This is a genomic window from Exiguobacterium sp. BG5(2022) (assembly GCF_031844365.1).
Lineage (GTDB): Bacteria > Bacillota > Bacilli > Exiguobacteriales > Exiguobacteriaceae > Exiguobacterium > Exiguobacterium profundum.
Genome location: NZ_JAUZVB010000001.1, coordinates 592,210 through 617,629, shown reverse-complemented (window position 1 = coordinate 617,629; position 25,420 = coordinate 592,210). Strand labels below are relative to the sequence as shown.

At 46.3% G+C, this 25,420-nt stretch carries 30 protein-coding genes and 2 pseudogenes; 8 read left to right on the top strand and 24 right to left on the bottom strand.

Annotated elements, in window-relative coordinates; genetic code table 11:
• Positions 1 to 43: 43 nt before the first annotated feature.
• From Q9R25_RS03200 to Q9R25_RS03175, 6 genes are all read left to right on the top strand, one after another.
• Positions 44 to 544, top strand: coding sequence for a hypothetical protein (locus Q9R25_RS03200; protein ID WP_311282775.1), 501 nt, complete (start codon positions 44 to 46; stop codon positions 542 to 544).
• Positions 545 to 583: 39 nt separating this feature from the next.
• Entirely contained in the window at positions 584 to 1,105 is a 522-nt protein-coding gene (locus tag Q9R25_RS03195) for a DNA topology modulation protein (protein ID WP_311283111.1), read from the top strand.
• Positions 1,102 to 1,452 (top strand): VOC family protein, encoded by a 351-nt coding sequence (locus Q9R25_RS03190; RefSeq protein WP_311282774.1) that lies wholly within the window; start codon positions 1,102 to 1,104, stop codon positions 1,450 to 1,452. The genes Q9R25_RS03195 and Q9R25_RS03190 overlap by 4 nt, the downstream gene beginning before the upstream one ends.
• A 160-nt stretch (positions 1,453 to 1,612) precedes the next feature.
• Positions 1,613 to 2,122, top strand: coding sequence for a P-loop nucleotide/nucleoside kinase family protein (locus Q9R25_RS03185; RefSeq protein ID WP_285800570.1), 510 nt, complete (start codon positions 1,613 to 1,615; stop codon positions 2,120 to 2,122).
• 124 nt (positions 2,123 to 2,246) lie between these two features.
• Complete coding sequence (locus Q9R25_RS03180) at positions 2,247 to 3,014, top strand: transporter substrate-binding domain-containing protein (protein WP_214817098.1); 768 nt, start codon at positions 2,247 to 2,249, stop codon at positions 3,012 to 3,014.
• On the top strand, positions 3,011 to 4,024 hold the full coding sequence (locus tag Q9R25_RS03175) for a pyridoxal phosphate-dependent aminotransferase (protein WP_214817100.1): 1,014 nt from the start codon (positions 3,011 to 3,013) through the stop codon (positions 4,022 to 4,024). Before Q9R25_RS03180 ends, Q9R25_RS03175 begins: the two co-directional genes overlap by 4 nt.
• A gap of 22 nt (positions 4,025 to 4,046) precedes the next feature.
• On the opposite strand, the gene Q9R25_RS03170 is transcribed toward Q9R25_RS03175, so the two are convergent.
• Complete coding sequence (locus Q9R25_RS03170; RefSeq protein WP_285800627.1) at positions 4,047 to 4,601, bottom strand: maltose acetyltransferase domain-containing protein; 555 nt, start codon at positions 4,599 to 4,601, stop codon at positions 4,047 to 4,049.
• 85 nt (positions 4,602 to 4,686) lie between these two features.
• Between Q9R25_RS03170 and Q9R25_RS03165 the strand changes: the two genes are divergently transcribed.
• The gene (locus Q9R25_RS03165) at positions 4,687 to 5,610 is read left to right on the top strand and encodes a DUF7916 family protein (protein WP_264092447.1); all 924 of its coding nucleotides are present in this window, start codon (positions 4,687 to 4,689) and stop codon (positions 5,608 to 5,610) included.
• Positions 5,611 to 5,648: 38 nt separating this feature from the next.
• On the opposite strand, the pseudogene hisIE reads toward Q9R25_RS03165, so the two are convergent.
• The 9 genes and pseudogenes from hisIE to Q9R25_RS03115 all read right to left on the bottom strand — a co-directional run bounded on the left by hisIE (position 5,649) and on the right by Q9R25_RS03115 (position 12,599).
• Positions 5,649 to 6,286: pseudogene (gene hisIE, locus Q9R25_RS14885) on the bottom strand (bifunctional phosphoribosyl-AMP cyclohydrolase/phosphoribosyl-ATP diphosphatase HisIE).
• On the bottom strand, positions 6,235 to 7,002 hold the full coding sequence (gene hisF, locus Q9R25_RS03150) for an imidazole glycerol phosphate synthase subunit HisF (RefSeq protein ID WP_311282771.1): 768 nt from the start codon (positions 7,000 to 7,002) through the stop codon (positions 6,235 to 6,237). The pseudogene hisIE and the gene hisF overlap by 52 nt, the downstream one beginning before the upstream one ends.
• Entirely contained in the window at positions 6,995 to 7,708 is a 714-nt protein-coding gene (gene hisA / locus Q9R25_RS03145; protein ID WP_031423919.1) for a 1-(5-phosphoribosyl)-5-[(5-phosphoribosylamino)methylideneamino]imidazole-4-carboxamide isomerase, read from the bottom strand. Before hisA ends, hisF begins: the two co-directional genes overlap by 8 nt.
• On the bottom strand, positions 7,686 to 8,273 hold the full coding sequence (gene hisH, locus Q9R25_RS03140) for an imidazole glycerol phosphate synthase subunit HisH (protein WP_311282770.1): 588 nt from the start codon (positions 8,271 to 8,273) through the stop codon (positions 7,686 to 7,688). The genes hisA and hisH overlap by 23 nt, the downstream gene beginning before the upstream one ends.
• Positions 8,270 to 8,857 carry an imidazoleglycerol-phosphate dehydratase HisB gene (hisB, locus tag Q9R25_RS03135; protein ID WP_074037141.1) on the bottom strand — a complete coding sequence of 196 codons (588 nt, stop codon included), beginning with the start codon at positions 8,855 to 8,857 and terminating at the stop codon, positions 8,270 to 8,272. Before hisB ends, hisH begins: the two co-directional genes overlap by 4 nt.
• Positions 8,844 to 9,860 carry a pyridoxal phosphate-dependent aminotransferase gene (locus tag Q9R25_RS03130; RefSeq protein WP_074037142.1) on the bottom strand — a complete coding sequence of 339 codons (1,017 nt, stop codon included), beginning with the start codon at positions 9,858 to 9,860 and terminating at the stop codon, positions 8,844 to 8,846. The genes hisB and Q9R25_RS03130 overlap by 14 nt, the downstream gene beginning before the upstream one ends.
• Positions 9,857 to 11,074: a histidinol dehydrogenase gene (hisD, locus tag Q9R25_RS03125; RefSeq protein WP_215244018.1), complete on the bottom strand. Its 1,218-nt coding sequence runs from the start codon at positions 11,072 to 11,074 to the stop codon at positions 9,857 to 9,859. Before hisD ends, Q9R25_RS03130 begins: the two co-directional genes overlap by 4 nt.
• Positions 11,071 to 11,679 carry an ATP phosphoribosyltransferase gene (hisG, locus tag Q9R25_RS03120; RefSeq protein ID WP_215244019.1) on the bottom strand — a complete coding sequence of 203 codons (609 nt, stop codon included), beginning with the start codon at positions 11,677 to 11,679 and terminating at the stop codon, positions 11,071 to 11,073. The genes hisD and hisG overlap by 4 nt, the downstream gene beginning before the upstream one ends.
• A complete protein-coding gene (locus Q9R25_RS03115; protein ID WP_159562165.1) occupies positions 11,676 to 12,599 on the bottom strand; it encodes an ATP phosphoribosyltransferase regulatory subunit in 924 nt (307 codons plus the stop codon). Before Q9R25_RS03115 ends, hisG begins: the two co-directional genes overlap by 4 nt.
• 110 nt (positions 12,600 to 12,709) lie before the next feature.
• Between Q9R25_RS03115 and hisJ the strand changes: the two genes are divergently transcribed.
• The gene (hisJ, locus tag Q9R25_RS03110; RefSeq protein ID WP_074037146.1) at positions 12,710 to 13,528 is read left to right on the top strand and encodes a histidinol-phosphatase HisJ; all 819 of its coding nucleotides are present in this window, start codon (positions 12,710 to 12,712) and stop codon (positions 13,526 to 13,528) included.
• A 151-nt stretch (positions 13,529 to 13,679) separates the two neighbouring features.
• Here hisJ and Q9R25_RS03105 read toward each other — a convergent pair whose 3' ends face one another.
• The 14 genes and pseudogenes from Q9R25_RS03105 to Q9R25_RS03040 form a co-directional block, all read right to left on the bottom strand.
• On the bottom strand, positions 13,680 to 14,030 hold the full coding sequence (locus Q9R25_RS03105) for a hypothetical protein (protein ID WP_074037147.1): 351 nt from the start codon (positions 14,028 to 14,030) through the stop codon (positions 13,680 to 13,682).
• Between the two features lie 199 nt (positions 14,031 to 14,229).
• Positions 14,230 to 14,805 carry a deoxycytidylate deaminase gene (locus Q9R25_RS03100; RefSeq protein ID WP_215244020.1) on the bottom strand — a complete coding sequence of 192 codons (576 nt, stop codon included), beginning with the start codon at positions 14,803 to 14,805 and terminating at the stop codon, positions 14,230 to 14,232.
• 50 nt (positions 14,806 to 14,855) lie between these two features.
• A complete protein-coding gene (locus Q9R25_RS03095) occupies positions 14,856 to 16,085 on the bottom strand; it encodes a toxic anion resistance protein (RefSeq protein WP_078146774.1) in 1,230 nt (409 codons plus the stop codon).
• Positions 16,069 to 16,791, bottom strand: coding sequence for a 5-bromo-4-chloroindolyl phosphate hydrolysis family protein (locus Q9R25_RS03090; RefSeq protein ID WP_311282769.1), 723 nt, complete (start codon positions 16,789 to 16,791; stop codon positions 16,069 to 16,071). The genes Q9R25_RS03095 and Q9R25_RS03090 overlap by 17 nt, the downstream gene beginning before the upstream one ends.
• A gap of 198 nt (positions 16,792 to 16,989) precedes the next feature.
• Entirely contained in the window at positions 16,990 to 18,342 is a 1,353-nt protein-coding gene (locus tag Q9R25_RS03085; RefSeq protein ID WP_215244022.1) for a sodium-dependent transporter, read from the bottom strand.
• Between the two features lie 122 nt (positions 18,343 to 18,464).
• Positions 18,465 to 19,337, bottom strand: coding sequence for a diacylglycerol/lipid kinase family protein (locus tag Q9R25_RS03080; RefSeq protein ID WP_311282768.1), 873 nt, complete (start codon positions 19,335 to 19,337; stop codon positions 18,465 to 18,467).
• Complete coding sequence (locus Q9R25_RS03075; protein ID WP_311282767.1) at positions 19,334 to 19,588, bottom strand: glycine betaine ABC transporter substrate-binding protein; 255 nt, start codon at positions 19,586 to 19,588, stop codon at positions 19,334 to 19,336. Before Q9R25_RS03075 ends, Q9R25_RS03080 begins: the two co-directional genes overlap by 4 nt.
• Positions 19,585 to 21,090 (bottom strand): ABC transporter permease/substrate-binding protein, encoded by a 1,506-nt coding sequence (locus Q9R25_RS03070; protein ID WP_074037152.1) that lies wholly within the window; start codon positions 21,088 to 21,090, stop codon positions 19,585 to 19,587. Before Q9R25_RS03070 ends, Q9R25_RS03075 begins: the two co-directional genes overlap by 4 nt.
• Positions 21,091 to 21,100: 10 nt before the next feature.
• A pseudogene (locus Q9R25_RS03065) lies at positions 21,101 to 21,817 on the bottom strand (ABC transporter ATP-binding protein); the annotation flags it as partial.
• A 107-nt stretch (positions 21,818 to 21,924) separates the two neighbouring features.
• Positions 21,925 to 22,638 carry a 3D domain-containing protein gene (locus Q9R25_RS03060; RefSeq protein WP_230872804.1) on the bottom strand — a complete coding sequence of 238 codons (714 nt, stop codon included), beginning with the start codon at positions 22,636 to 22,638 and terminating at the stop codon, positions 21,925 to 21,927.
• A 238-nt stretch (positions 22,639 to 22,876) separates the two neighbouring features.
• The gene (locus Q9R25_RS03055) at positions 22,877 to 23,329 is read right to left on the bottom strand and encodes a GDYXXLXY domain-containing protein (RefSeq protein ID WP_159562160.1); all 453 of its coding nucleotides are present in this window, start codon (positions 23,327 to 23,329) and stop codon (positions 22,877 to 22,879) included.
• Complete coding sequence (locus Q9R25_RS03050) at positions 23,326 to 24,510, bottom strand: DUF2157 domain-containing protein (RefSeq protein WP_251131853.1); 1,185 nt, start codon at positions 24,508 to 24,510, stop codon at positions 23,326 to 23,328. Before Q9R25_RS03050 ends, Q9R25_RS03055 begins: the two co-directional genes overlap by 4 nt.
• A 16-nt stretch (positions 24,511 to 24,526) precedes the next feature.
• Positions 24,527 to 24,727 carry a DUF2187 family protein gene (locus tag Q9R25_RS03045; RefSeq protein ID WP_012726121.1) on the bottom strand — a complete coding sequence of 67 codons (201 nt, stop codon included), beginning with the start codon at positions 24,725 to 24,727 and terminating at the stop codon, positions 24,527 to 24,529.
• A 40-nt stretch (positions 24,728 to 24,767) separates the two neighbouring features.
• The gene (locus Q9R25_RS03040) at positions 24,768 to 25,391 is read right to left on the bottom strand and encodes an NUDIX hydrolase (RefSeq protein ID WP_311282766.1); all 624 of its coding nucleotides are present in this window, start codon (positions 25,389 to 25,391) and stop codon (positions 24,768 to 24,770) included.
• Positions 25,392 to 25,420 lie beyond the last annotated feature (29 nt).

Sequence of the window (25,420 nt, the reverse complement as noted above, 5' to 3'; positions counted from 1 at the left end):
ATTCTCTTATGCAGAAATAGTTTACATCTAAAAAGGTAAGGTGATGAAAATGCGTAGTCGTGTCATGGTCTATTTGTTGATTCCCATCCTCATCTTTATTGGTATACTGATTACCCCGCCTTCCGAGGAATCGCTCAAACTCGCGACGATGACCGTCGTCAGCATTCAAGAGATGATTCCTTACGAAAAAGAGTATACGGCACAAAAAGTGCTAGAAGAACGAACCCTGGACGACAAATCAGCCACCATCGAAGAATGGCGTCTCGAACAAGGAGCGAGAACGTCTTATAGTTATGTGCTCAGACTGAGAGGATTTGAACATGTGACTCAGATTGATGCAGGGGCAGCCAACACGAGATCGGACGGCTATTACGCGATGCAGGCGCATAGCCCGATCTTTGAGACGGATAAACCGGTATCGACAGACTATCCAATTGTCGTGTTCAGTTCGGAACAACGTCTTGTTATCGGGCAGATGGATGTCCGGGTCATTTACGAAGAGGACGGTCAATTGAAGAAATGGATTGTATTGGAGGATGAATAAGAGTAGATGAGCAGCTTAACGATTGATAGCAATCTAAATATGAAACGCATCATGATCATCGGTTCTGGTGGTGCGGGGAAATCCACACTCGCCAGTCAACTCGGTGAACGATTACATCTCGATGTCTATCATTTGGATGCCCTCATGTGGAGACCGGGATGGGTGATGGCACCGAGAGAAGAACGAATCGACATCCAACAACAACTCGTGAAGAAGGATGAATGGATTATCGATGGAAATTTCGGGAATACCCTTGATTTACGACTACAGGCAGCGGACACTGTCATTTTAATCGATTTTCCACGCATCGTCTGTATATATCGCGTCCTCAAGCGAGTTGTCCGATATCGTGGTACGACACGACCGGATATGGGTGCATCCTGTGAGGAAAAACTCGATTTCGCATTCCTGAAGTGGGTTTGGAATTTTCCTGACATTCAAAAGCCAGAGATGGTCAAACGAATCAAACAATATTCTCACGAGAAACAGATCATCGTCTTAAAATCTCGGAAAGATGTTGAAAACTTCATTCATCAAATGAAAAGGCAGGAGTTTCTATGAACCCTATCCTTCACAAAATCGGTACCATTTTCATTCCGGTAAGTGATATTCAAAAAGCGCGTGACTGGTATTGTGATTTATTCGACCTTTCAACAAAAGGAGAAATCTTATTCGACCATTTATATGTCATTCCATTAGAGGGTACGAACCTCGTTTTAGATAGTAAAATCTACTCAAAAGAGAACATCATCCAGATACCACTGTTTCACTTAAATACACACGATATTCATCAAGCTTATTCTTATATGACTCAAAACGACATTGATGTCATTACACCCATTGAGCACGAACATTGGTTCAATTTCAGAGATCTTGACGGGAACGTCATCATGGTATGCAAATGCTAACATCGGATCAAACCTTTAACTAACCCTATCAGGTTATTCAGGTCGATTGTATCGAAGACTATCTTAAGGAAATGAGTCATTTTAACAAATAAATCAAGTTGTATGAGTAATAAGATTTGCTCCTACTTAGATGTGAGGTGATCATCTGTTTTTTCTTCAAATGTCTGGGACACCTGGATCAGGAAAATCCACATTGGCTAAGCATATCATCCAACACGTACACGCAGTCATCATCGATCATGATGTTTCAAAGACCGCCCTACTCCATACGCTTCCTGATGGCAACTTCTCGGATGGAGAAATCGGGAAGATGGCTTATGATGTCGATTGGTCCCTCGTCGAGTATCACCTATCACTTGGACAAAACGTCATTCTCGACAGTCCTTGTCTCTATGATGAAATGCTCGATAAAGGGATAGCGATTTCCACCAAGTACGGAGCGACTTACCGTTATATCGAGTGTCGTCATGAAATTTACGAAGAAATTAACACACGACTTCGAAACCGTGTCAGACGGCCGAGTCAAATTGATCAAGTTTCGTATGAGAATTGGTCTAAGATGAATGAACACTGCAAACGGCCTACTAACCATCCTTACTTACAAACCTATACGATGGACAATCGAGAAATTCCAATTGAGCGAATTATGTCGTATCTTTTGGAAAACTAAGAAGAGAACGCTTTCAGATAGAAAGTGCTTCTCTTTTTAATATTTTTTGTATATTTATGCTTTACAATTAATAATCATACATATACACTTAGTCTCATCTACAACAGGGAGGCATTATACACATATGAAAAAATGGTTATTAGCAGGATCACTTATGATGAGCGCAGTATTACTCGGTGCATGTAGTCAAGAGACAGAAGGTGAAGCGACAGAACAAAAAACGCTCGTCATGGGGACGAGCGCCGATTACTTCCCATATGAATTTGTCGATACGGCAAACGGGGATGCGATTGTCGGATTTGATATTGAAATCGCGGAGACGATTACAGAACGTCTCGGTTACGAATTGAAGATTGAAGATATGGACTTCGGTAGCTTACTCGGAGCCCTCAATAGCGGGCGTGTCGACTTCGTCATGGCCGGGATGACGCCAACAGAAGAGCGTAAAGAGAATGCCGATTTCTCAGACATCTATCTATCCGCGACAAACTTGATCATGACTAAAGACGAGTCCCTTCAGGCAATCGAAGATTTGTCTGGTAAGAAAATCGGTGTCCAAACGGCTTCGATTCAAGAAAATATCGCTAAAGAACAAGCACCAAACGCTGAACTCGTATCGTTGAACAAGATCCCTGAAATCGTTCAAGAGTTGAACACAGGTCGAATCGATGCAATGGTCATCGAAGACACGGTCGCACAAAAGTATTTAGACCAAGATGACAGCTTCTATACATTCGCTTTGAAAGAGGATGGCGAAAAAGGATCAGCTGCTGCCTTCAAATTAGATGATGAGTTACGTAACCAGTTCAACGAAGAGTTGAACAAGATGATGGAGTCAGGTGAAATCGATGAATTGGTGAAAAAATGGTTCTCGATGGAGCCAACTGAATGAGACAAGTCGAGCTACCGATTTATCCCGTCGTTTATCCGACGGGACATCGGTTAAATCAAAATGAAAGTCAGTTCCCGTTACCTGACCGTATCAAGAGTCAGCTTGATTCGTTGACGTATCATGACTTACACGAATATCCGGTCGAACCGATCAATGAATTGTTCGAATGCTACGCTGCATACGTTGGCGTCACACCCGAGCAATTACTAGTCGGTTGTGGGAGTGATGAGATGATTCATGTCGTGACGCAAGCATTGCTCGCACCACATGACATCGTCTTGTCTCCGGCACCTGACTTTTCGATGTATCCAATCTTCACGACCATCGCACACGGTCATCATGTTCAAGCCGTTGATTTATCATATGAAGGAATGGTAAAGGCGATTGAGACACATCATCCAAAACTTCTTCTCCTATCGAATCCGAACAATCCAACCGGAAAGCTGTGGACCGTAGAAGAGTTGACGCAACTCGCCTCACTCGTGCCGTACCTCGTGGTGGATGAGGCGTACATGGACTTCACACCGAATGACAGCATGATCCCGTTTCTTGCGAAGCATCCGAATCTCATCGTCCTCCGTACGATGTCAAAAGCGTTCGGATTGGCAAACGTCCGAATCGGATTCATGGTGACGAATAGCGAGCTCGCACATTACTTCCGTCAATTCATACCTCCATTTAACATTAGCGGGGTGAGCGCGAAGATTTGCAACATCTTCTTAAAAGATGCGACTTATCTTCACGAAACAATCGAATGGCATGACCAGATGCGTCAAAAGTGGACGCAAGCCTTTGAATCCATCGGTCATGTCCTCCCTGCATCGACAAACTTCTTGTATATCGAGTTAGAACAACCTGAAGCAGTGTGGGCCCATTTGACCGACTTGAACATACACACGTCGAAACAACCTACGGGGATTCGGGTGACGATTGGTGATGAGACGGCGCTTCATCTTGCATATACAGCTATTCAGAAATACAAGCAATCAAGTCATGTCAAAAACTCCTGAACCACGCGTTCAGGAGTTTTTGTCAGTCGATCGTCTTGATCACACGTGCCGGATTTCCTCCGACGACTGTTCGAGATGGCACATCTTTTGTGACGACCGCACCGGATGCGACGACGGCCTCATCCCCAATCGTCACACCGGGATTGATAATCGCCCCTCCACCAATCCATACGCGGTCGCCGATGGTCACCGGCTTCCCGAACTCATATCCGGAGATCCGATCGATCGGATCGATCGGATGTGTCGCCGTATAAATATGTACACCCGGTGCGAGCATGCAGTCATCCCCAAACGTGATGGGGCAAATGTCTAGGAAGACACAGTCAAAATTCGCATAGAATCGATCTCCTAAGTGGATGTTATACCCATAATCACATTTGAAGTTCGGCTCGATATAATATGACCCTTTCGTCGATCCGAGTAACGCACCAAGAATCTCTTTTCGTTCTTCCAAATCATCGATTCCAGAACGATTGAATTGTTCAGTTAATCTCCGGGCATGCTTCCGATCTGCAACGAGCGTTTCATCACCAGCTAAATACAGTTCGCCACGAATCATCTTTTCTTTTTCCGACATCATAATCCCTCCTTAAAATTAGTATAGAGGATTTTTCAAGGGTTTAGGGAATAGAGACAAGGATGAGCAGAAGGAGGCAGATCACATGAAACGAATACTGGAATGTCGAGCAAGTGATTTTATCACGTTTAATCGTCAAGATTTAATCGATTCGATTCGAAAAGCAGAAGGTCGAACGGTCATGGCCGAGGTCATCCCGACGGTGCAGCCGTTGTATCCAGAAGTGACAAACGCAGAACTAGCACGAGCATTCGGTGTCGACTTGATTTTATTGAACATGATCGATGTGTTTCATCCTTACATTAAAGGACTTGAAAGTCATGCATTATTCGGGGAGATGCCGGGTGATGAGATGAGCGATCATCCGATTCTCGAACTAAAACGACTGATTGGATTGCCAATTGGAGTCAACTTGGAACCTGTTGATTTTTCAGAGAAGTCGTCCGAGATGAATGAAGTAAAACGAGGCAGACTCGCTTCAATCGAAGCGTTCCAAAAAGCATCGGAGCTCGGGTTTGACTTCGTCTGTTTAACAGGCAATCCGAATACCGGGGTCACGAATGAAGCAATCGAACAAGCAATCATCCAAGCACGTCGTGAATTCGCAGGGGTCATCATTGCCGGGAAAATGCATCAAGCCGGTGCAGGCAATGTGTTGGACCGCGACGCGTATATCCGCTTCGTCGAAGCTGGCGCAGATATCATCCTCCTTCCGGCTCCAGGCACTGTACCTGGCGTACGTGAAGAATCGTTTCACGAACTCGTTCAGGAATTGCAAGTGCTCGGCGCTCTCACGTTAGCAGCGATTGGAACGTCACAAGAAGGCGCAGATGTCGAGACCGTTCGGGAGATCGCACTCTCTTCAAAACGAGGCGGAGCGGATATCGTGCATATAGGTGACGCCGGACTGTCCGGAATTGCCGTACCAGAGAACATTCAGGCACTGTCCATTGCGATTCGCGGACGACGCCATACGTACATTCGCATGGCCGCCTCGGTCAATCGGTAACACAAAAGAGGAAGGAGCGCGTCTCCTTCCTCTTTCATTTACCATTCCGTGACGTCTCGACGTGGTTTCGCCGGTGTGGTAGTACCGTGACGCTCGGCGAGTAACGCTTCCACATCCTCTAAACGAACACCTTTGGCTACTAACAAGACGAGTAAGTGATACAGAAGGTCGGCTGACTCTTCAACCAAGTCTTCATCCGTCATAGCAGAAATGACGACCTCAAACGCTTCTTCCCCGAACTTTTTCGCGATTTTTTCAACGCCTTGTTCCAATAAATAAGTCGTATACGAACCTTCTTTCGGTTCATTTTTTCTAGATTGAATCAATTGTTCCAATTCATGAATCATACGTTCACCTCCGTAAAGAAACAGCTTCGATTACCGGTATGACACGTCGGGCCATTCGCATGAACACGAACGAGAAGCGCATCCTGGTCACAGTCGATGTGGATGCTGACGACGTCCAGTGTATTTCCGCTCGTCTCCCCTTTCATCCAAAGCCGACCTTTTGAACGAGACCAGAACGTGACGACCCGTTCACGAAGCGTCTGTCGGATTGCCTCATTATTCATATATCCGAGCATGAGGACCGCCCCGTCGTCGTCTGAGACGATGATGGCGGGAATCAGTCCATTTTCGTCGAAACGAACCGCATCGGCAAGTTGTGACTCGTGCATACGTGCTTCACCTCTTCTACTGTCGTTTTTCGGTCATGTAAGATGGATGCAAGTAATGCGGCATCGACTTTCTCAAGCGCTTCGACTACGTGCTCGGCATTGCCTGCCCCACCGGATGCGATAATCGGAATGTCGACGACTTCACGAAGTTGTTCTAAAATCGAAAGGTCATAACCGCTCTGCTTTCCATCTTGGTTCATGGACGTGACAAGAAGTTCACCCGCCCCGAGCGCGGCCACTTGTTTCGCCCATTCGACCGCCAACAGGTCCGTCTTCTGTTTTCCACCATATGTGTACACATAATATTCGCCGCCTTCAAACTTTACGTCGATTGCGACGACGATACATTGCGAACCGAAACGATCGGCCGCTTCACGAATGAGACTTGGGGATTCTACAGCGAGCGTGTTCAACGATACTTTGTCCGCCCCTGCTTTTAATAGTGACGAGATATCCTCGAGTGAACGAATCCCGCCACCGACCGTCAGCGGGATGAATACTTTCCGCGCCACCGCACTGACGACATCGAGCATCGTCTGGCGACGTTCTGTACTTGCCGTGATATCGAGAAAGACAAGTTCATCGGCTCCGGACTCATCGTAATATTTCGCGATTTCGACCGGATCACCGATGTCTCGTAATTGTACGAACTCAATCCCTTTGACGACACGACCTTCTTTCACGTCAAGACATGGAATAATTCTGCGTTTAAGCATAACGCGCCTCCCATTCAATCAGTTCTTCGATGCTCACCTTACCGGACAGAAGTGCTTTCCCGACGACAGCCTCATCAATTTTCGCCATCTTCAGTTCCTTCACGTCCTCTTCAGTCGTCACACCGCCTGAGGCGATCAATGTGACGTTGACGATTTGACGTAACGCCTTCATGCGAGAAACGTTCGGTCCATTCAGTTTCCCATCGGATCCGATATCGGTATATAGAATCGTCTCGATCCCCCGTTTGACAAGGTCTTGTGCGACCGAGATGTCATCGAGTTTTGTCGCTTCCTGCCATCCGTTAATGGCGACCTTCCCGTCATAGGCATCGAGTGCCACAGCGATTCGCTTGCCATACTTTTCAATCGCCTTGTCTAGAAAGTCAGGATCCGTAAACGCCTTCGTCCCTAAAAGGACGCGATCCGCACCGGTTTCCATCACAGCATCAAGTGCGGCTTCTGAACGAATTCCTCCTCCTGTTTGGACAAGGAACCCTAGAGACTTCGCATAGCGGACAACGTCTAAATGACGCGGTTCACCTGCCTTGGCCCCTTCTAAATCAATCAAGTGAATCATCGGGACCTTCCCTTGCCACGCTTTTAATAATTCATACGGATCTCCGTATTGTTCTTCCGTAGAAAAATCACCTTCCGTCAAACGGACGATCTTGCCTCCAATCAAATCAATGGCGGGTAGTAATCTCACGCTCGACCGCCTCCTTCCATTCTTGAAGTAAGCTGAGACCAAATGTCCCGCTCTTTTCCGGGTGGAACTGCATGCCCGTCACGAGCCCTTTTTGAACGATTGCCGGAACTTTCTCACCCATATAATCAGCTGCCGCCACGATGTAATCGTCGGCCGTCACGGCATGGTAAGAGTGGACAAAATAGACATCCTCATCGCGAAGGATCGAGTTCCATCCGACGTGTGGGAGACGCTTCGCTCGCATCCGTTCGACCGTTCCCGGAATCAACCCGAGACCTTTTGTCGGCATACCTTCCGTGCTCGAATCAAACAAGAGCTGCATCCCAAGACAGATCCCTAAAAATGGCTTTTCCGTCGCCATCTGTTGAAATAGTGGGATAAGACCCGTCTGTTCGAGCGATTGCATCGCTTGCGGGAAGGCACCGACCCCAGGAAGTAAAACGGCATCCGCCTCTTCAATTTGATTTGCATCGTTCGTGATCACGACGTAGCAACCGATGGCTTGTAATGCACGTTCGACGTTAAATACGTTTCCCATACCATAATCGATGACCGCTACTTTCATCCTTCGATCCATCCTTTCGTAGAAGGGAGACGGTTCGTCCCATCGCTAGAGACCGCTTCGGCAAGCGCTCGTCCGAACGCTTTGAACAACCCTTCAATCATGTGATGTGAGTTCGACCCGTACAGAACAGAAAGGTGCAGTGTGAGTCGACCATTCATGGCAACGGCACGGAAAAATTCCTCAGCGAGTTCGGTATCAAAATCACCAAGCTTCGGATTGCGAATATCCGCTTGATAGACGAGAAATGGGCGTCCTGACACATCAATGACCGCTCGCGCTAGCGTCTCATCCATTGGCATGTAACTCGACCCGTAGCGGCGAATTCCGACTTTATCCCCGAGTGACTTGGAGATGAGCTGACCGAGTGCGATCCCGACATCCTCGACCGTATGGTGGGCATCGACCCACGTATCGCCTTCGACTTTCACGTCTAAATCCATCTGACTGTGAAAAGCGAGCAACGTCAACATGTGATCGAAGAAGCCGACCCCCGTTTGAATGGAGCTTTCACCCGTTCCGTCTAGATTTAATCGAATGTCAATTTTCGTTTCTTTCGTTTCACGTTTTAGTTCAGCTGTTCTCAACAGAATTCACCTCTTCAATCGTTTGTCGGATCAAGGCATACGCCTCGTCTGTCCCTGCACTGACACGTAGTCCATCGGGAAAAGCACGTACATGGACCCCTTTATCAAGGAAGCGGGATGCCCATCCTTCACTATCATCCGTTTTGACATAAATGAAGTTGGCACGGCTCGGTAAAATCTCACCGACTGGTCGTAACAACTCCGTTAACTTCTCACGTTGCGCCGTATGGAACTGAATCGACTCTTGAATATAAGATTCATCTCGTAAGACGACGTTGGCGACAGCGGCACTGAGTCCACTGACATTGAATGGCGAACGGAAGCGGTCAATCTGTTCGATGATTTCTTCAGATGCAATCATGAAACCAATCCGGAGGTTCGCTAGACCGAACGCCTTCGATAACGTCCGTAAGATGATGACGTTCGGATATTCGTTCAAGCGAGACACAAATGAGTTCTTCATTGTGAAATCAATATACGCTTCATCCACGACGAGGTACGGTACACGTGTCGCAATGTCAGACAATTCGTCTAGTGTCCACATCTTTCCGGTCGGGTTATTCGGATTCGAAATCAAGACGAGTTTAGGGTCTGTTGTTCGAATGACTTCAGCCAACGTCTCGTAACGCAAACCCTGTTCGTCCGGTTGTGTGAAATGCCCTCTGGCAATTTGTGTATAGATGCCATACATCGAAAAGTCTGGGGCCGGTGCGACCACACGGTCTTCCGTATCCAAAATCGCCTGACTCAAGATGGCCAATAGCTCATCGCTCCCGCTGCCGACCATGAGTTGCGTCGGCTCGACTCCCGCATAGTCAGCATAGCTCGCTTTTAAAGCGAGCAATTCTTCGACTGGGTAACGGCTGAGTGCCTCGAGTGATACGTCTCGAATAGCTCGTTCGAGACGTTCTGGTAACGGATATTGGCTTTCATTTTGATTGAGCGCATATCCCGAAGCGGCATGAGGTACATAGCGTGGGATATTTTGATAATTTCGTCTCATATGTCCTCCATCCGAACAGCCATCGCACGGGCGTGTCCTTCTAATTGTTCTTGTTTGGCGATTCGAATCGCTGCCTTTGTAATCGTCTCATCAAGTTCTGTCATCTCAAGGAACGTCTGACGGCGATAAAAATCATCGACCGATAGTCCACTAGAGAAGCGGGCCGTCCCGCTCGTCGGCAAGACGTGGTTCGGTCCAGCGATATAGTCTCCAAATGCTTCGGCTGCCTCATGTCCGAGGAAGAACGAACCACCGTGACGGATTGCCCGCATCAACGCCTCAGGATCTTTGACGGCCAACTGGACGTGCTCCGCGGCCATCGTATTCGCGTACTCGATCGCATCCTCGATTGTCCGGTACAAGACGCCGCCACGCTTCAACGATTCTCTCGCAATGTCTTGGCGTGGTAATAGCACTAATTGTCGCTCAAGTTCTTGCTCGATTTGGTTGCGGAGTGTTTCTGACGTGACAAGCGCAATCGCAGTCGCCTCGACGTCATGTTCCGCTTGTGCGAGCAGGTCGGCGGCAACCCACTTCGGGTTCGCCGTCTCATCGGCAATGATCAACACTTCGGATGGTCCGGCGACGGAGTCGATACCGACGATGTGTGAGACGAGAGCCTTCGCCGTCGCGACATATGCATTTCCTGGGCCGACAATCTTGTCAACTTGACGAATCGTTTCTGTCCCGTATGCGAGTGCTGCCACGGCTTGGGCCCCACCGACCAGAAAACATTCATCGGCACCTGCAATTTTTGCTGCAATCAAAAGGGAAATGTCAATCCCATCTGCTTTTGGTGGGGTGACCATGACGACTCGTTTGACGCCAGCTACTTTCGCCGGAATGATGTTCATGAGGACGCTCGACGGATAGACGGCAGTCCCACCCGGTACATAAACTCCGACCGAATCAAGTGGCATATAGCGTCTCCCAAGGCGGAACATCGTATCTTCGAACACATCGTCTTGTCGGACTTGACGCGCGTGAAATGCACGAATCCGTTCCGCCGCTAATGTAAGCGCCTCTGTCAATTCAGCATATGCGACTGGCGGATTAAAGCTGGCCAAATCGACCGATTCAATTCGGTCGACCCCGTCGAATTGTTTCGTCCACTCAAGCAGCGCTTCGTCTCCGCGGGCCTCGATCGATTCCACGATCGGTTTCACGGCTTCGGCCCAAGCTTCGCGCCTTGAGCGATTCGTTTCTGTACTCATGCGTTCTCCTCCTGACTCATCTTTCGAATCCAGGCCTTCAATTCGTCAGGCTGTTCCGCTAAAGCTGTCTCACTCGTGATGAATTTTGCATTGATTGAAAAAATCGTCTCGTATTCTTCCAAGTCGTTTGCAGCCAACGTCGCGCCTGTCTCGACGATGTCGACGATGCAATCAGCGAGTCCCGTTAACGGAGCCAGTTCGACCGACCCGTTCAACGCGATGACTTCTACGTTTTGTCGCTTCGATGCAAAGTGTGATATGGCGATATTCGGATATTTACTCGCCACTTTCAATTTCTTTGTGCCGTTGCGTCGAACTTTTGGACCACAGACGGCCATTCGACAGCGACCGAACGGTAAATCGACGACTTCGAGTACGCCTGGCGTTTTTTCTCGTAAAATATCACCGCCGACAATGCCAACATCTGCCGCTCCATGCATCACATATTTATAGACGTCGTCCCCTTTGACGAAAATGAATTCATGATTTCCTGCTTGTACCGTCAACTCACGTCCCCGCTTCTCTGGCCATACGGGTAAGTCACGTTCGACAAAAAATTGACGGGCTGCTTTTTCAATCCGACCTTTCGCGACCGCTACTTTCATTTGATCACCTCATCTAACTGTTCTAAATCGAGCGACATGCCGAACGCTCGTCTCGAGTGTCCAAAATGTCCATACAGTGAATCATATCGTCCTCCTGAAAGGACACGCTTGCCTTCAACACTTCCCGTCACGGTCAATCCTGAATAGTAATCAAAGTCTCCCGTTTGACCGAAATCGTAAGACACCTCTAATCCGATAGTACGTAAGTGTTGCACCGCCTCGTCCACTTCACCGATGGCTTCTTTTAAAGACTCTGGTGCCTCAGACCGTAATTCTTCGAGTGCAGAATTCCCAATTAAAAAGGGCAGCTTCGCAATCAACGGATAGCGATACGTCTCTGCTAATTCACGTAATGATTCTAAGTTTCGAAGTGCTAAGATTTTTCGGAATGTCCGTTCCTGAATCCCTGTCTCTTTCGCGATGAGCGAGATGACGGCTGCTGACCCAATTTTGATGGTCAAACGTTCGGTAGGCAGGACTCCTTCCGTCATATCGAGAAAGGACTCAATCAGATGACTGTCCTTCTCTTCGCCATCGACCCATTCGAGTCCAAGCTGTTGCCGTTCATGGGGTTGCCCGGAATGTTTGACTGTCCGACGATAGACGGCACCAGCGTAAGCGACACGCATCGGTTCATGACCGTCTGCTAACTTTCTTGCGATTTGTAGTGTATAGTCAGGGCGCATGACGAGAAGTTCCCCGTCGTTCCCGAACAATCGATAATAGGCTGACTCGTCAAAGAGCGCTAAATTTTGATAATGTGAATAGTATTCGAGAAGCGGTGGATCGATGACTGCGTAGCCGCTCGACTCTGCCTTCTCTAAAAATGACAACATCCATCGTTTTGGACGGATGACATCTCCTGATTGAAGTTCATACCAGCCTTCTGGAATCGAACCTTTTGAATTTGACCAAATCATCATAACCACCCTTTATCTTGTTATCACTTTACCAAACTAAAGTATTGTGTTAAATTTATCAAACAGATAAACACCTGTCAACCAAATGAACTGAAAAGGACGTGTAATCGATGTTTAACTTTACCCACGATGGCCATGTGCATACCCCTTTTTGTCCACACGGTACAAATGACCCGATTGAACACTATATTCAAGTCGGGATCGAAAAAGGCCTGCAAACGATGACGTTCACAGAACATGCGCCTTTCCCCCCATCGTTCACCGACCCGGTCCCGAATCAAGACTCGGCGATGTCGATTGATCTACTTCCAGAATACCTCGATACGTTGCATCAGATGAAACAGCAGTATCAAGCGGTTATCGACATTAAAGTTGGATTAGAAGTCGACTTATTGCCTCATTTAGAGAAAGAGACCATTGCCTTACTCAAGCCTTTCGCACCATTGATTGATGAAGTCATTTTATCGCAGCATTTCCTATATAGAGATGGCGCCTATATGCCGATTGATTATTCTGCCGAGACGTTTGATGAACTCATCAAAGCGTTTGGCTCATTCGAGAGCGTAATGAGAGCTTATTATGAGTCGATTGAACAGGGTCTCTCATTTTCGTGGGAAGACATCCGTGTCGCTCGTATCGGACACCTCGATCTCCCGATAAAGTATCAAAGAAACTATGAATGGGACCGCTCAAAAGTAAAAGAGGAAGAAATACGTCTGTTACAGATGATTGCCGACCGGGGATTCGGACTTGACTTCAACACGGCCGGACTCAGAAAACCGGATTGTGGGGTACCTTACGTCGCCGGACTTGCAAAATCCGCGAACGACCTGCACATCCCGTTCACGATGGGTTCGGATGCGCACCTCGCTCAAGATGTGGCGGCTGGATTCGACTTCATTGAACAAAAAAAAGCCACGTTCCTATGAACGTGGCTTTTTGACAGCGATCTAGCTATCTAGATCCCCATGCTTATGGTTGACAACGATATGGCGTTCCATTTCTTCATCTGTAAACATCATACCATAACGAATAAAAGATGCAATAAAAAATTGGGTGAAATGGTTCACCCAATTGAGATCACATTGCCGCATATAATGTTTTCAAGTCGTTTGTCGCTTCCTCGTCCATTTGAATGGCCACGAGTTCAACGTATTGGAGCGCTGGATCTTGATCTTTCGACAATGAGACAATCTCAGCAGCCGCCTTATCTAATGCCAACAAGATTCCTGATACACCAAGCGTCGGATAGTATCGAAGGAGTGCACGAACATGTTTAATCTCTGATACTTCATTTCCGTTAATGGTTAATGATTTGACGGCAAGCTCCTTGTGCATGCCAATCGCAAATTTATCTTCCCACACTTCTTCGAGTGTGATCAACGCCTCTACTTCATATGCACCATCTGTAAAGCGAACGAGTTTTTCCATGTGTAAATTCCCCTCTCTTGAATCTACTTTTATTATATAAGAGATTTTAAAGTGTATATTGTGAAATATTGAACATTATGTGTAAAGTTTGTCTCACCTCATTTTGAACAAAAAAAAGGCCCCTCCGAGGAGGGGCGAATAATGGAAGAGTAAAACACCATTGGCAGTACATTAATAATATATCATCTAATGAAAACGTTTACAATGTATTTTTGTACATTTTTTCAAGTGGCATATGTAACACTTCAATCCCGCTTTCACGCATCAATTCTAACCCATCCCCATGCTCATAACCGACAGCATAAACGACTCGCGCGACGCGTGCCGCAATTAAGGCGAGTGAACAGGCATGACATGGTGAATGCGTGACATACGCCGTCGCACCAAATGCATTCGTTGAATCGGCAGCGAGTTTTCCAATCGCGTTGATTTCCGCATGGATTTCATGTTGCTTCGACCAGTGATGGTGATCAAATGGGTCTGTACACTTGATATATGTCACATCATCTCGGATGAGTCGTGCCGGTTCGTTAATCATATCGAAATCTGTCGATGCAACATAGTCGGCATGCTTATAGAACCCATCTTCTTGCTTGATATAGATTTCATTACAGTTCGTATGACCAGATGGTGTACCATTCAGGCCAATTGAAATCGGTTTTTCGTCTTTTACAATGACACAGGCTACACTCTTCGATGCACACTTCGAGTGCCGCTCGGCCATCATATCAGCGAATAATAACCACGTCTCATCCCACAATCGTTGCTTCTCCACTCAAGTCCCTCCTCGTAGAAAAGGAAAGTCTGATTGCTCAGACTTCCCCCTTAGTATCCAGTGTCCTTTGGTAGTTCTTTATTTTTCGAAGCGATCTCGATGACTTTCTCCTTCAATTCGTGCTCCATGCGGTCAAGTTCGCGCTCTGCGTCACGACGTTTTTGCTTCCCTTCTTGCTGGATGCGTAACGTTTCATCTAACGTAGAGAGTAAGTTCTCGTGAGCGACTTTCAGTGATTCAACAGAGACAATCCCTTTTTCATTTTCTTGAGCGATTTCAATCGATGAATCTTTGAGCATCTTCGAGTTCTGCTCAAGCAGTTGATTTGTTGTCTTCGTCACGTCCTGCTGCATACGAAGTGCCGTTTTCTGGCGCGTCAAGCTGAGTGCAAGAACGACTTGGTTTTTCCAAAGCGGAATCGTGTTGACGACCGCTGACTCGATCTTTTCAGCAAGGATTTGGTTATTCTGCTGAATGACTCGAATTTGAGGTGCCATTTGAAGGCTGATGGTACGACTCAATTTTAAATCGTGCAACTTTTTCTCAAAACGGTCCGCTAATTGAATCATATCGTTCAATTGTTGAAGCTTCGATTGATCTTTAGAAATTTCTACTTCTTGACGTAACGGGGCAATCTCGTGTTCCCGTACATGGTCAAGTTTTGTCTCACCCGCGGCGATATAGACGTTCAACTCTTCGAAATATCGCTTGTTCTTATCATACATTTGATCGAGCATCGTGATGTCTTTCATGAGACCGAACTTCGCACGATCGAGGTTATGGATGACCTCTTCCAAATAGACGTTCATTTTTTCGAACTGAAGCTTATAGTTTTCAGCCTTCTTCTTCGCACGACCGATGAGCGGAATGTTATCCATGAAACTCTTTTTCTCCGGTTGAAGCATATCTGGGTCCATCTTACGGACGTTTTGCATCAAGTCAGACAACAGTTTACCGGCATCGCCGCCATCTTTCATCCGCACTTCCGTCAAAATTTGATCAGAGAATTGGGAAAGTTCGCGCTGGACATTCGACCCGAACAACATAACAGAGTCTGTCTTTTTAATATCAATGGATTCAGCCAATCGTGTGATGCGCTCGCGATGCTCTTGAGGCACGTCTGGTTTCGCTTGAATGGCTGGCACTTCATGTGACTGTGTAACGGATGACCATTCGACAGATGGGTCACTGAACCCCTCCGTCTCCGTTTTTGTTTTCGTATCAGAAGTCAGTTCTTCTTCCGGCCATGACTGCCAGTTCGTTTCATTCGATGAAGTCATGTTTCTTTCTCCCTTCCGGCTGATCAGACAAGACGCGCTCCATCATGATCAGTTCACGTTCAAAGTCTACGGCGTCATCTTCAAGGAGACGTCCGCGTTGTTCTTTAAATTTATCGACAATTAGTCGCATATTTGTGATTAATTGTTCCCGAGTCTCTTCTTGAATGACGACCCGTTTTCCTTCAAGCTCTTTAAATTTCAAGACGACCGAGACGAGGGAATCTAAATAGAATGTGAACAGGTCTCGAACATGCTTTGCGTCTTGTGGATTTTCGAATAATTCTTCGAACAATTCGTGCGCTTCTTTCGAGACGGCCTTCATTTCACGCCTCACTTCTAAATCTTTAATATCTGGAAGAACACGGTCGATTTGTTGTAACTTCTCATATCCTTGCTCAATCGTCCGTTGCAAAAATTGAAGCTCTAAATCGTCTGTCGCCTCGAACTGTCGCGTAGGCATCGGCTCTTCGATCGGTTTTAAAATCCTCGATCCAGAAAACGATTCTTCCTCATCGAGTAACAGTTTCTTTTTGGCACGTTTTGCCACCGTTGTCGGTGTACGTTGACGATGTTTGCGCTTGTTCGTCGACCATACTTCATTCAAGACGAGCGCCCCTACAATAATGAATAACCAGGAGAAATCGAATACGTTAATGGCAAAGTATATGACTGCCCCTGTCAGGGCCCATTTCATCCATGTTTTCATTCTTTTCACCTCATCTCATGTTACTTCTATTGTACATTACGAAACCATTCAACAAAAGTTTCGTCATCCCTATCATTTTAGCATAATAAAATTCGTCGATACCTCCGTCCACAGGTGTAGAATCAACTACCTATATCGACTACTTTCCCGTTGCGAGACGAAAAAAACCGTAGACTCATAGAGTCTACAGTTCGTTTGTTACGTGGTCATCCATGTTGAAACCATAACAATCGCGACAGTTACAGGAATGACATAGCGAATGAGTGCATGCCAGATTGGGTACAGCTTCACACCAGGTTTTGATGTTTCGATTTCATCCTTTAAGACGCGTTGGTCAACGATGTAACCGACAAAGATGGAAGTCAAGAGTGCACCGATCGGCATTAAAATATAGCTGACGAGATAGTCCATCGTATCAAAGAACGTCCGACCGTTCCAAATCTGTACATCACTTAAGAGTCCGAATGACAGCGCGGATGGTACTCCCACGATGAAGACGAGAAGAGCGGCTGTCACCGTCACTTTCTTTTTCGTCCATGATGATTTCTTTTCATTTAGACGATCGGTCACACCTGCGACGACGACTTCTAACATGGCAATCGATGATGTAATCGATGCAAAAGCGAACAATAGGAAGAACAAGACCATGAAGAATCCACCGAGCGGTACTTGATTGAAGACTGCCGGTAGAACGACGAAGAGTAACGCCGGACCTTCAGCCGGATCAAGACCTGATGCAAAGACTGCCGGGAAGATTGCTAGACCTGCTAAAAGTGAAACCGCAATGTTCAACAAGACAATCATGTTAGCCGACCGGTTCAATGTTCCTTTCGTCTTTATATAAGACGCATATGTCAGCATCGCTGCCACCCCTAACGATAAGGAGAAGAACGCCTGTCCGAGGGCAAACAATACCGATTCGCCAGTCAATGCAGAAAAGTCAGGCTGTAAGAAGAAACGAACGCCTTCCATCGCTCCGTCAAGCGTCAACGAGCGGACCACGAGAACTAAGAAACTGATGAACAAGAGTGGCATCAAAATTTTACTCATTCGTTCAATCCCTGCTTCAACGCCACGTAAGACAATTAAGAGTGTGATTAAGAGGAACAAGAATTGTCCGAGTACGGCAATTTCAGGTGTCGATACGACGTTCCCGAACACCTCACCAAATTCGTCAGCCGAACGTCCACTGAGCGTCCCACTTAAACCGAGTCCAATATAGATGAGGACCCATCCTCCAATGACACTATAGAAGGAAAGTAACAAGAAACAAGCAAGGACACCTAAGTAGCCGATAATGGTCCAACGGCCATGCCCTAACTGTTTGAAAGCAAGAAGCGCAGTCTTTTGAGTCGAACGTCCGACAATGAATTCTCCAATCAATAATGGCAGACCAAGTAATAATGTGAACGCCAAAAACATGAGTAAAAAGGCACCGCCCCCGCTCGTTCCGGTGACATACGGAAACTTCCAGATTGCACCTAAACCGATTGCTGACCCTGCGGCAGCTAGTATGAATCCAATTTTTGAGGCGAATGAATTTTGCGCCATGTTTACCCCTACTTCCTCTTTTTCATTTCATTTTCATAATAATAGTGAAATACTAACACGGTTCCAAGATGAGGACAACAAAAAAACAGAGAAAAGTCTGAATACTTTTCTCTGTTGATGCTTTATGGCGTTAAAAACGTGAGGGCTCGCTCTCGAATCCGTATCGTCAAGTGATCGGTTTCGAAATGTTCACCATCGATATCAATGATTTGAGGTTCGTTTAACTCGACTTCAACATGTGAAGCCTGAAAGTGATTCCACTCCGCCGATTTTTGATCAAGACCGAGTTGCTGGGCTAACAATTGACGAATCATCGGGAATCCGATTGCCGAGCTGTGTACCACTTCTAACAGCCCGTCCGAAAACGATTGCGTCTCCAGTTTCGTTGGTACGGTCCCAAGATAGCTCCCGTTTCCTACATATAGAAAACTGACATCCCCTTCATAGAGCATCTCATCCCCACGTCGCAATCGAATTTCAAACGGGTCGGCTTCACGAAATTGGCGGATGGTCGCTAAAAAGTAGCCAATCGAACCTAACGATTCTTTCTCATTTGGATCGATTTGACGTGATGTGTCTGCAATCAATCCGACCCCGACGAAATTGAGGGCGTACATCTCATCAACTTGAATGACGTCTACATGCTGTTCATGATGCGACTTGATGACACTTGCCGCCTGTGTCGGTTGAATTGGCAGTTCAAGCGCTCGTGCGAAATCATTGCACGTCCCGGCAGGAATGATGCCGACTGTCGGACGCTCGTCGCGCTCTAAGGTCATCAACCCATTCACTATTTCATTTAGCGTGCCATCACCGCCAATGACAATCAGATGGTCGAACGGTTTACTTTCTTTCGCGAATCGAAGCGCATCCCCAATTTCCGATGTTTTCTTGATGATGATTTCTTCATAGAGCGACTCAATCGTTCCGATGACCTCTCCGAGCATCGTTTCGCTCGTGCCGGACTTCGGATTCGAAATAATCAAAGCTCTCATAGTAACCCTTCCTGTTCTAAGAAGTCTTTCGCTACATCGTATGCGCGTTCATTTCCGTACGCGACACGTCGATTCAATTCAGACATCTGTTCGTCTGTAATTTTACCTGCGAGCTGATTGAGCGCATCCCCAATTTCCGATGTTTTCTTGATGATGATTTCTTCATAGAGCGACTCAATCGTTCCGATGACCTCTCCGAGCATCGTTTCGCTCGTGCCGGACTTCGGATTCGAAATAATCAAAGCTCTCATAGTAACCCTTCCTGTTCTAAGAAGTCTTTCGCTACATCGTATGCGCGTTCATTTCCGTACGCGACACGTCGATTCAATTCAGACATCTGTTCGTCTGTAATTTTACCTGCGAGCTGATTGAGCGCATCCTCGATTTCTGGATACTCTTCAAGTGTCTCCTCTTTCATAAGCGGTGCTCCTTGATAAGGCGGGAAGAATTGTCGGTCATCTTCTAAAACGACGAGGTCGTTCTCGGCGATATCAGGGTCCGTCGCATAAGCGTCGACTAGATTGACATCCCCTCGTGCGATGGCGCGATAGCGCAATTTTTGCTCCATTGAGACGACAGACGGGAAATCAAGCCCATACTCGTTTTGAAGTCCTGGATAACCGTCTTCACGGTCAGTGAATTCAAGTGTAAACCCGGCTTGAATATCAGACTGTACGTTTCGTAAATCTGAAATAGCCGTAATGTCTTCCGCCTCGGCATAGTCACGTGGAATCGCGAGCGCATACGTATTATTAAACTGCATCGGTTCGAGCATCACGTATCCTTCTTCTGCCAGTGCCTCTCTCGCTTGTTCGTAAACTTCACCGGCATCGTTTGATTCAGGTGTCTCTTTGACGAGACTCGCCAGTGCCGTACCTGTAAACTCCGGATAAATATCAACGTCTCCAGATTGGAGTGCGCCCCATACGAATGTCGTCTCCCCGAAGTTCGGTTTCACAGATACAGTCAAATCTGTTTCTTCTTCAATCAACAACTTATACATATTCATTAGGATTTCCGGCTCTGGACCAAGTTTACCGGCAACGACAAGGTCTGTTTCTTGCGAACGACCGAACGCGAGCGGTGTGACGATGACCAAGGCGAGGACAGTAGAAACAGCAATCAATTTCGCCTTGTTTCGAGTCGCCGTCGCACCTTCCATCTGACGCAACAAGAAGTCAAATAAGAGTGCCAAAATCGCGGCCGGGATGGCCCCGAGTAAAATTAAATAATTGTCATTCCGGTTAATCCCGAGCAAAATCAGCGTACCGAGTCCACCTGCTCCGACTAAAGCAGCGAGCGTCGCCGTACCGACAATCAGAACCATCGCGGTCCGGATACCAGCCATGATGACCGGTAAAGCAAGCGGGAGTTCAACTTTCATCAAACTTTGATTCGGCTTCATCCCACAAGCTCGAGCGGCTTCAAGCAACGATTTATCCACTTCGTTTAAACCGGTGAACGTGTTTCGTAAAATAGGTAGGAGCGCATATAAGACAAGCGCAATAATAGCAGGTAATGCCCCGATTCCAACGAGCGGAATCATCAAACCAAGTAAGGCAAGCGACGGAATCGTTTGAATAATCGCAGTGACACCAATGGCGGTTTCGGCGATTTTCTTACGGCGCGTCAGCCAGATTCCCAATGGTACGGCAATCAATACGGCAATCAAAAGCGATACGACAGAGAGCTGCAAGTGCTCAATCAGTGCCTCGACAAGCTGTCCTTGTCTATTTTGGAACGTCTCAAGCATCTAGCTCACCTCTTCCACGTTGTGTAAATTCTAAGACGAACGGATCTTCACTCGCCAAGATTTCTTCTGGTGTACCGACTAGCATGAGTTCCCCATCACGCATTAACGCGATGCGATCACCAAGCTTCATCGCTTCTTGCATGTCGTGTGTGACAAACAAGATCGTTTTGCCAAGTTCGTCATTCAAGCGCTTAATATCATCTTGCAATTGACCACGGCTGATCGGATCAAGCGCAGAAAAGGGTTCGTCCATGAGGATGACGTCCGGGTCTGCAGCTAAAGCACGCAACACGCCTACGCGCTGCTGTTGACCTCCTGATAATTCTGCTGGCTTTTTCGAGCGAAGTTTCGGGTCGAGACCGGCAATCTTCATCAATTCGGTCACACGGTCTTTCGTTCGTTCTTTTTTCCATTTCAAAAGCTCAGGTACGACAGAGATATTTTCTTCCACTGTTAAGTGAGGGAATAATGCAATCTGTTGGAGTACATAACCGATGTTTCGACGTAACTCAAAAATATCGAATTGATAGATTTCTTTTCCATCAATTAAAATTTTTCCGTCCGTATGATCGATTAATCGATTGACCATTTTCATCGTCGTTGTCTTGCCACAACCTGAAGGTCCGATCAATACGAAGATTTCTCCTTTATTTACTGTTAAGCTTAATTCTTTGACGGCTAACGTCCCGTCTTCATAACGTTTTGATACATCACGAAACTCAATCAACCTGATCCCTCCTCAACTATTTCCAAAATGGAAATTCAAATAGTAATTTGCCCGTTTCTCTACTTTGTTAAACAAAAAAAGGCTCTCCTAATTGGAGAACCTGATTTTTAGTATAGCGTTACTTCAATATGTCGACGCCCCCATTGGATCGCGTCCTGTTTTGAATCGACGAGTAAATCGACGATATGTCCTTTTATTCTACCACCTGTATCAAGGGCAATCGCATCACCGACACCTTGGATGTGGACTTTTGACCCTAAAGGAATGATGGCTGGGTCGACGGCGATAATTCGCATTCCGTTATAATAAATCGAATCAGTCACATCATGACCCGTGGCCGTTAATACACGACCGCCGTACGCCTTGTTATCCGCAACATCATTTGAATAAGCTGTCGATTCGACTGTAATGACTTTTTTAGATGTAGATACTGGTGTTGCACTGACTGATTGAGTGGCAGAAGCCGACGTTTTTGCAGCTGTTGCCTGTTCCGCTGCTTTTCGCTCTTCCTCCGCTTTTCGTTCTGCTTCAAGTTTCGCCAGTCTTGCTTTCTCTGCTTCTTCTTTTGCTTTCTCTTCCGCAAGACGTTCTGCTTCGATCCGTTTCTCTTCTGCGATGCGTTTTTCTTCAGCAAGTTTCTTTTGTCGGGCGATTTCTTTTTGTCGTTTTTCTTCAATTGCTTGGCGTTCTAGTTCAAGCGGGTTTTGTACGATTTTCTGTTCTGTCCCGATTCCGATCTGTGCAGCATCTGCCTGATCGATGAATGTGAACAACCCCATCATCGTAGCTCCAATGACGATCATATATTTTAATAATTTCATCGTAGTAAGGTCATCACCTTTCTCGTTATGTAACGAACAGATGTTAATTTACCACGCGAAGTCCCGTCAAAGTAGTGATTTTATCGAAGTGAAACATTCCTGACATATGACAAAAAAATCGGTTACAGATTGTAATAATTGAAATAAACGTTGATATTCCATGAGTTCACAAAAAAATTACAGATTCGTTACAATCAATCGTGTAACAAACCTGTAATCTTCCTGTCATGATTAACGCTTATTCATTTGGCTCAATTTCATACGTTCTGAGCATACCCCACGGTGCGACATCAACTTGAACCGTGAACGATTGCTTACCTTTTATCGCATCCATCTCATCTTCCGACACACGATACGAACCCATTTCTTCTATATAAAGAAGACGATCATAGTAGTTTGCCCGAATGCCACCAAAAAACGGTTTCGACTCAATCCGATCGAGGACAGCATATCCATCTTCCCCTTCTTTAAAGGAAACATATACCGTTCCGGTTTCGACATCTTGTCGTCCTTTGAAGGCATCATATTCGAGATAGATGGAATCCCCAAAATAAGGGTCATACGGTTCGAACGAAGACCCTTTAAACGTGTACGTCTCCCCGACCCACGATATGGCATAGACAAGAATCACAAAGACGATGGCAATCAAGACTTGAGCAACCGGGACAAGCCAAACAGAAAATCGTTTCATGTCGTCACATCCCCTCTCGTTCGATTACGCCACCATAGTGCGAGTGACAACGCAAAGACGATTAACGCACCAATCAAGAAGAAGAGTGAGATGTCGAGCCGATCCCACACGTAGATGAAGTAAATTGTCATTTGAACGATTAAGAAATAGATGAAGGCGAAAATTGTCGGTCGTCGTGTCACGTCTTGGCGAATCAAGTAAGCAAGTGCAATCACTTCGATGATGATTGCCAGTAAAACTCCTGAATCTTCAAAGAGTGCAAATGGGATAACTGCCAGCAGACTTACCCACAGAAGATCATTCCGTCTATGAATCAAATAGACGGCAACGAGTGCAACCGACAAGAGTGTCGCTTCAATGACGGAAGGCGGTCTTTGAGAGAGCCAACTCTCTGTCACATTAATTAAATAACCAATTGATAGAACGGCCGCAATGAAGAGATACGTTGCTTGCCAAACTGCTTGTTTTCGATAGAACAAGAGCAATGCATGCAAGATGACGAGTGACCAAAGCGGCCACAGTCTTCCCTCATAATCGATATACTGACCGAAAATATTGAGAAGACCATAAAAGGTCAACCATGCGAACGTGCGATCCAACGATTCATCAACGAAATGGAACCACGCCCATGTGACTATCAGTCCAAAAGCGATTAACGTCAGACCGATCCCTTCGAAACTGTTAGTGACGGCCATAAATGCGGTAATCGCAGAGAGGATGGAGAAGAAAACATGCTCATACAAGACGCGATGAAGTACGGCCATCGCAAAGATGATCCAGAACAATAGAGTCAATTGGCCAGACAGATTATACGTCGTGAAGATGACCGCCATGGTCGCGATAAAGAAAACGAACCCTAGTACACGTAACAGCGTGACATATCTTGGTGTTTTCAAGCGAACCCGCTCGGCAAAGACATAGAATCCAACCATAAAAAGAAGAAACAAACCGATTTTCAAAAGGCCGGGAATCGCTTGCCAGTTGGCTGCGACGAAACTGAATAGGCTAAGAGCCAACAAGATGGATCCGACAATGACCAAAACGGGCGGCTTGTGGTCATGTTGCTCACTAGCCGCCCGTCGTTTATGTTCATAGTCGACTAGTCTTAATCCCGTCGCTTCATCCAATAAACCCGCCTCTTGCCATTCACGTACTTTTTTGTCAATGGACACCTGAATCATCCCTTTCAGAAAAAGGTCAGCTGGCGCGTTCAATCAATTCCAATTCTGATTTTAGTAAAACTTGTTTCTCGAACTCGAGTCCGAGCTGTTGAAACTCTTCCATAATCGAGACGTCACCGATCACAGTATTGGTCAGTACGGCGGTCACTTCAGCGACCCATCCTTCACGAGTCGACTTCACGATATCACCTACGAGGAATTCTTCAGACACACCCATTCACTTCCAATCTAAATTTGTTTCTATCATTATAACGAAATTATAACCGTTTGAATACGTTTTCTTTTATCCGTTTAATAAATTGTGTCAAGAATTTTCCAGTAAGTCCCCAAATGATGTAGTCTTCATGCTCATAAAAAGGTTCTCTCATTTTAATTACCCGTTTTTCGTACGCTTTAGCATTCGCCAATCGATCAAGTGGAATATTTTGATCCGGACTCATCGTCCATTCCATTTCTCCGTGGAATGGATCAATCATGAGTAATGTGGAAATCGGTACGGTAAACAAGTGATCGACCTCATCCGTCCCTTCTACACTTGGTACTTCCGATAGGATTCCGACAAACGGATAAATCAATTGGCGATGCGGCGTAGCAAGCGGTCGCAATTTGCCTACGACCTCTACTTTATCTGCAGAAACCTCTAACTCTTCACAAGTTTCTCGTATTGCTGCTTCAACGGGCGTCTCTCCTTTTTCGAGGCGTCCTCCTGGAAATGATATCTCCCCAGGCTGCTGTCGCATCGTGTGAGCTCGTATTTCAAACACGACGTGCCAATCCTGATCAATCTGAACGAGTGGGATTAACACTGCAGCTGTTTGTTCATAATCTTCATCCATTGTAAAACTATCTCGAATCTGTTCTTCTGTGATCCATGGCTGCACAATGTTCACTCACCTTCCATCATCGAATA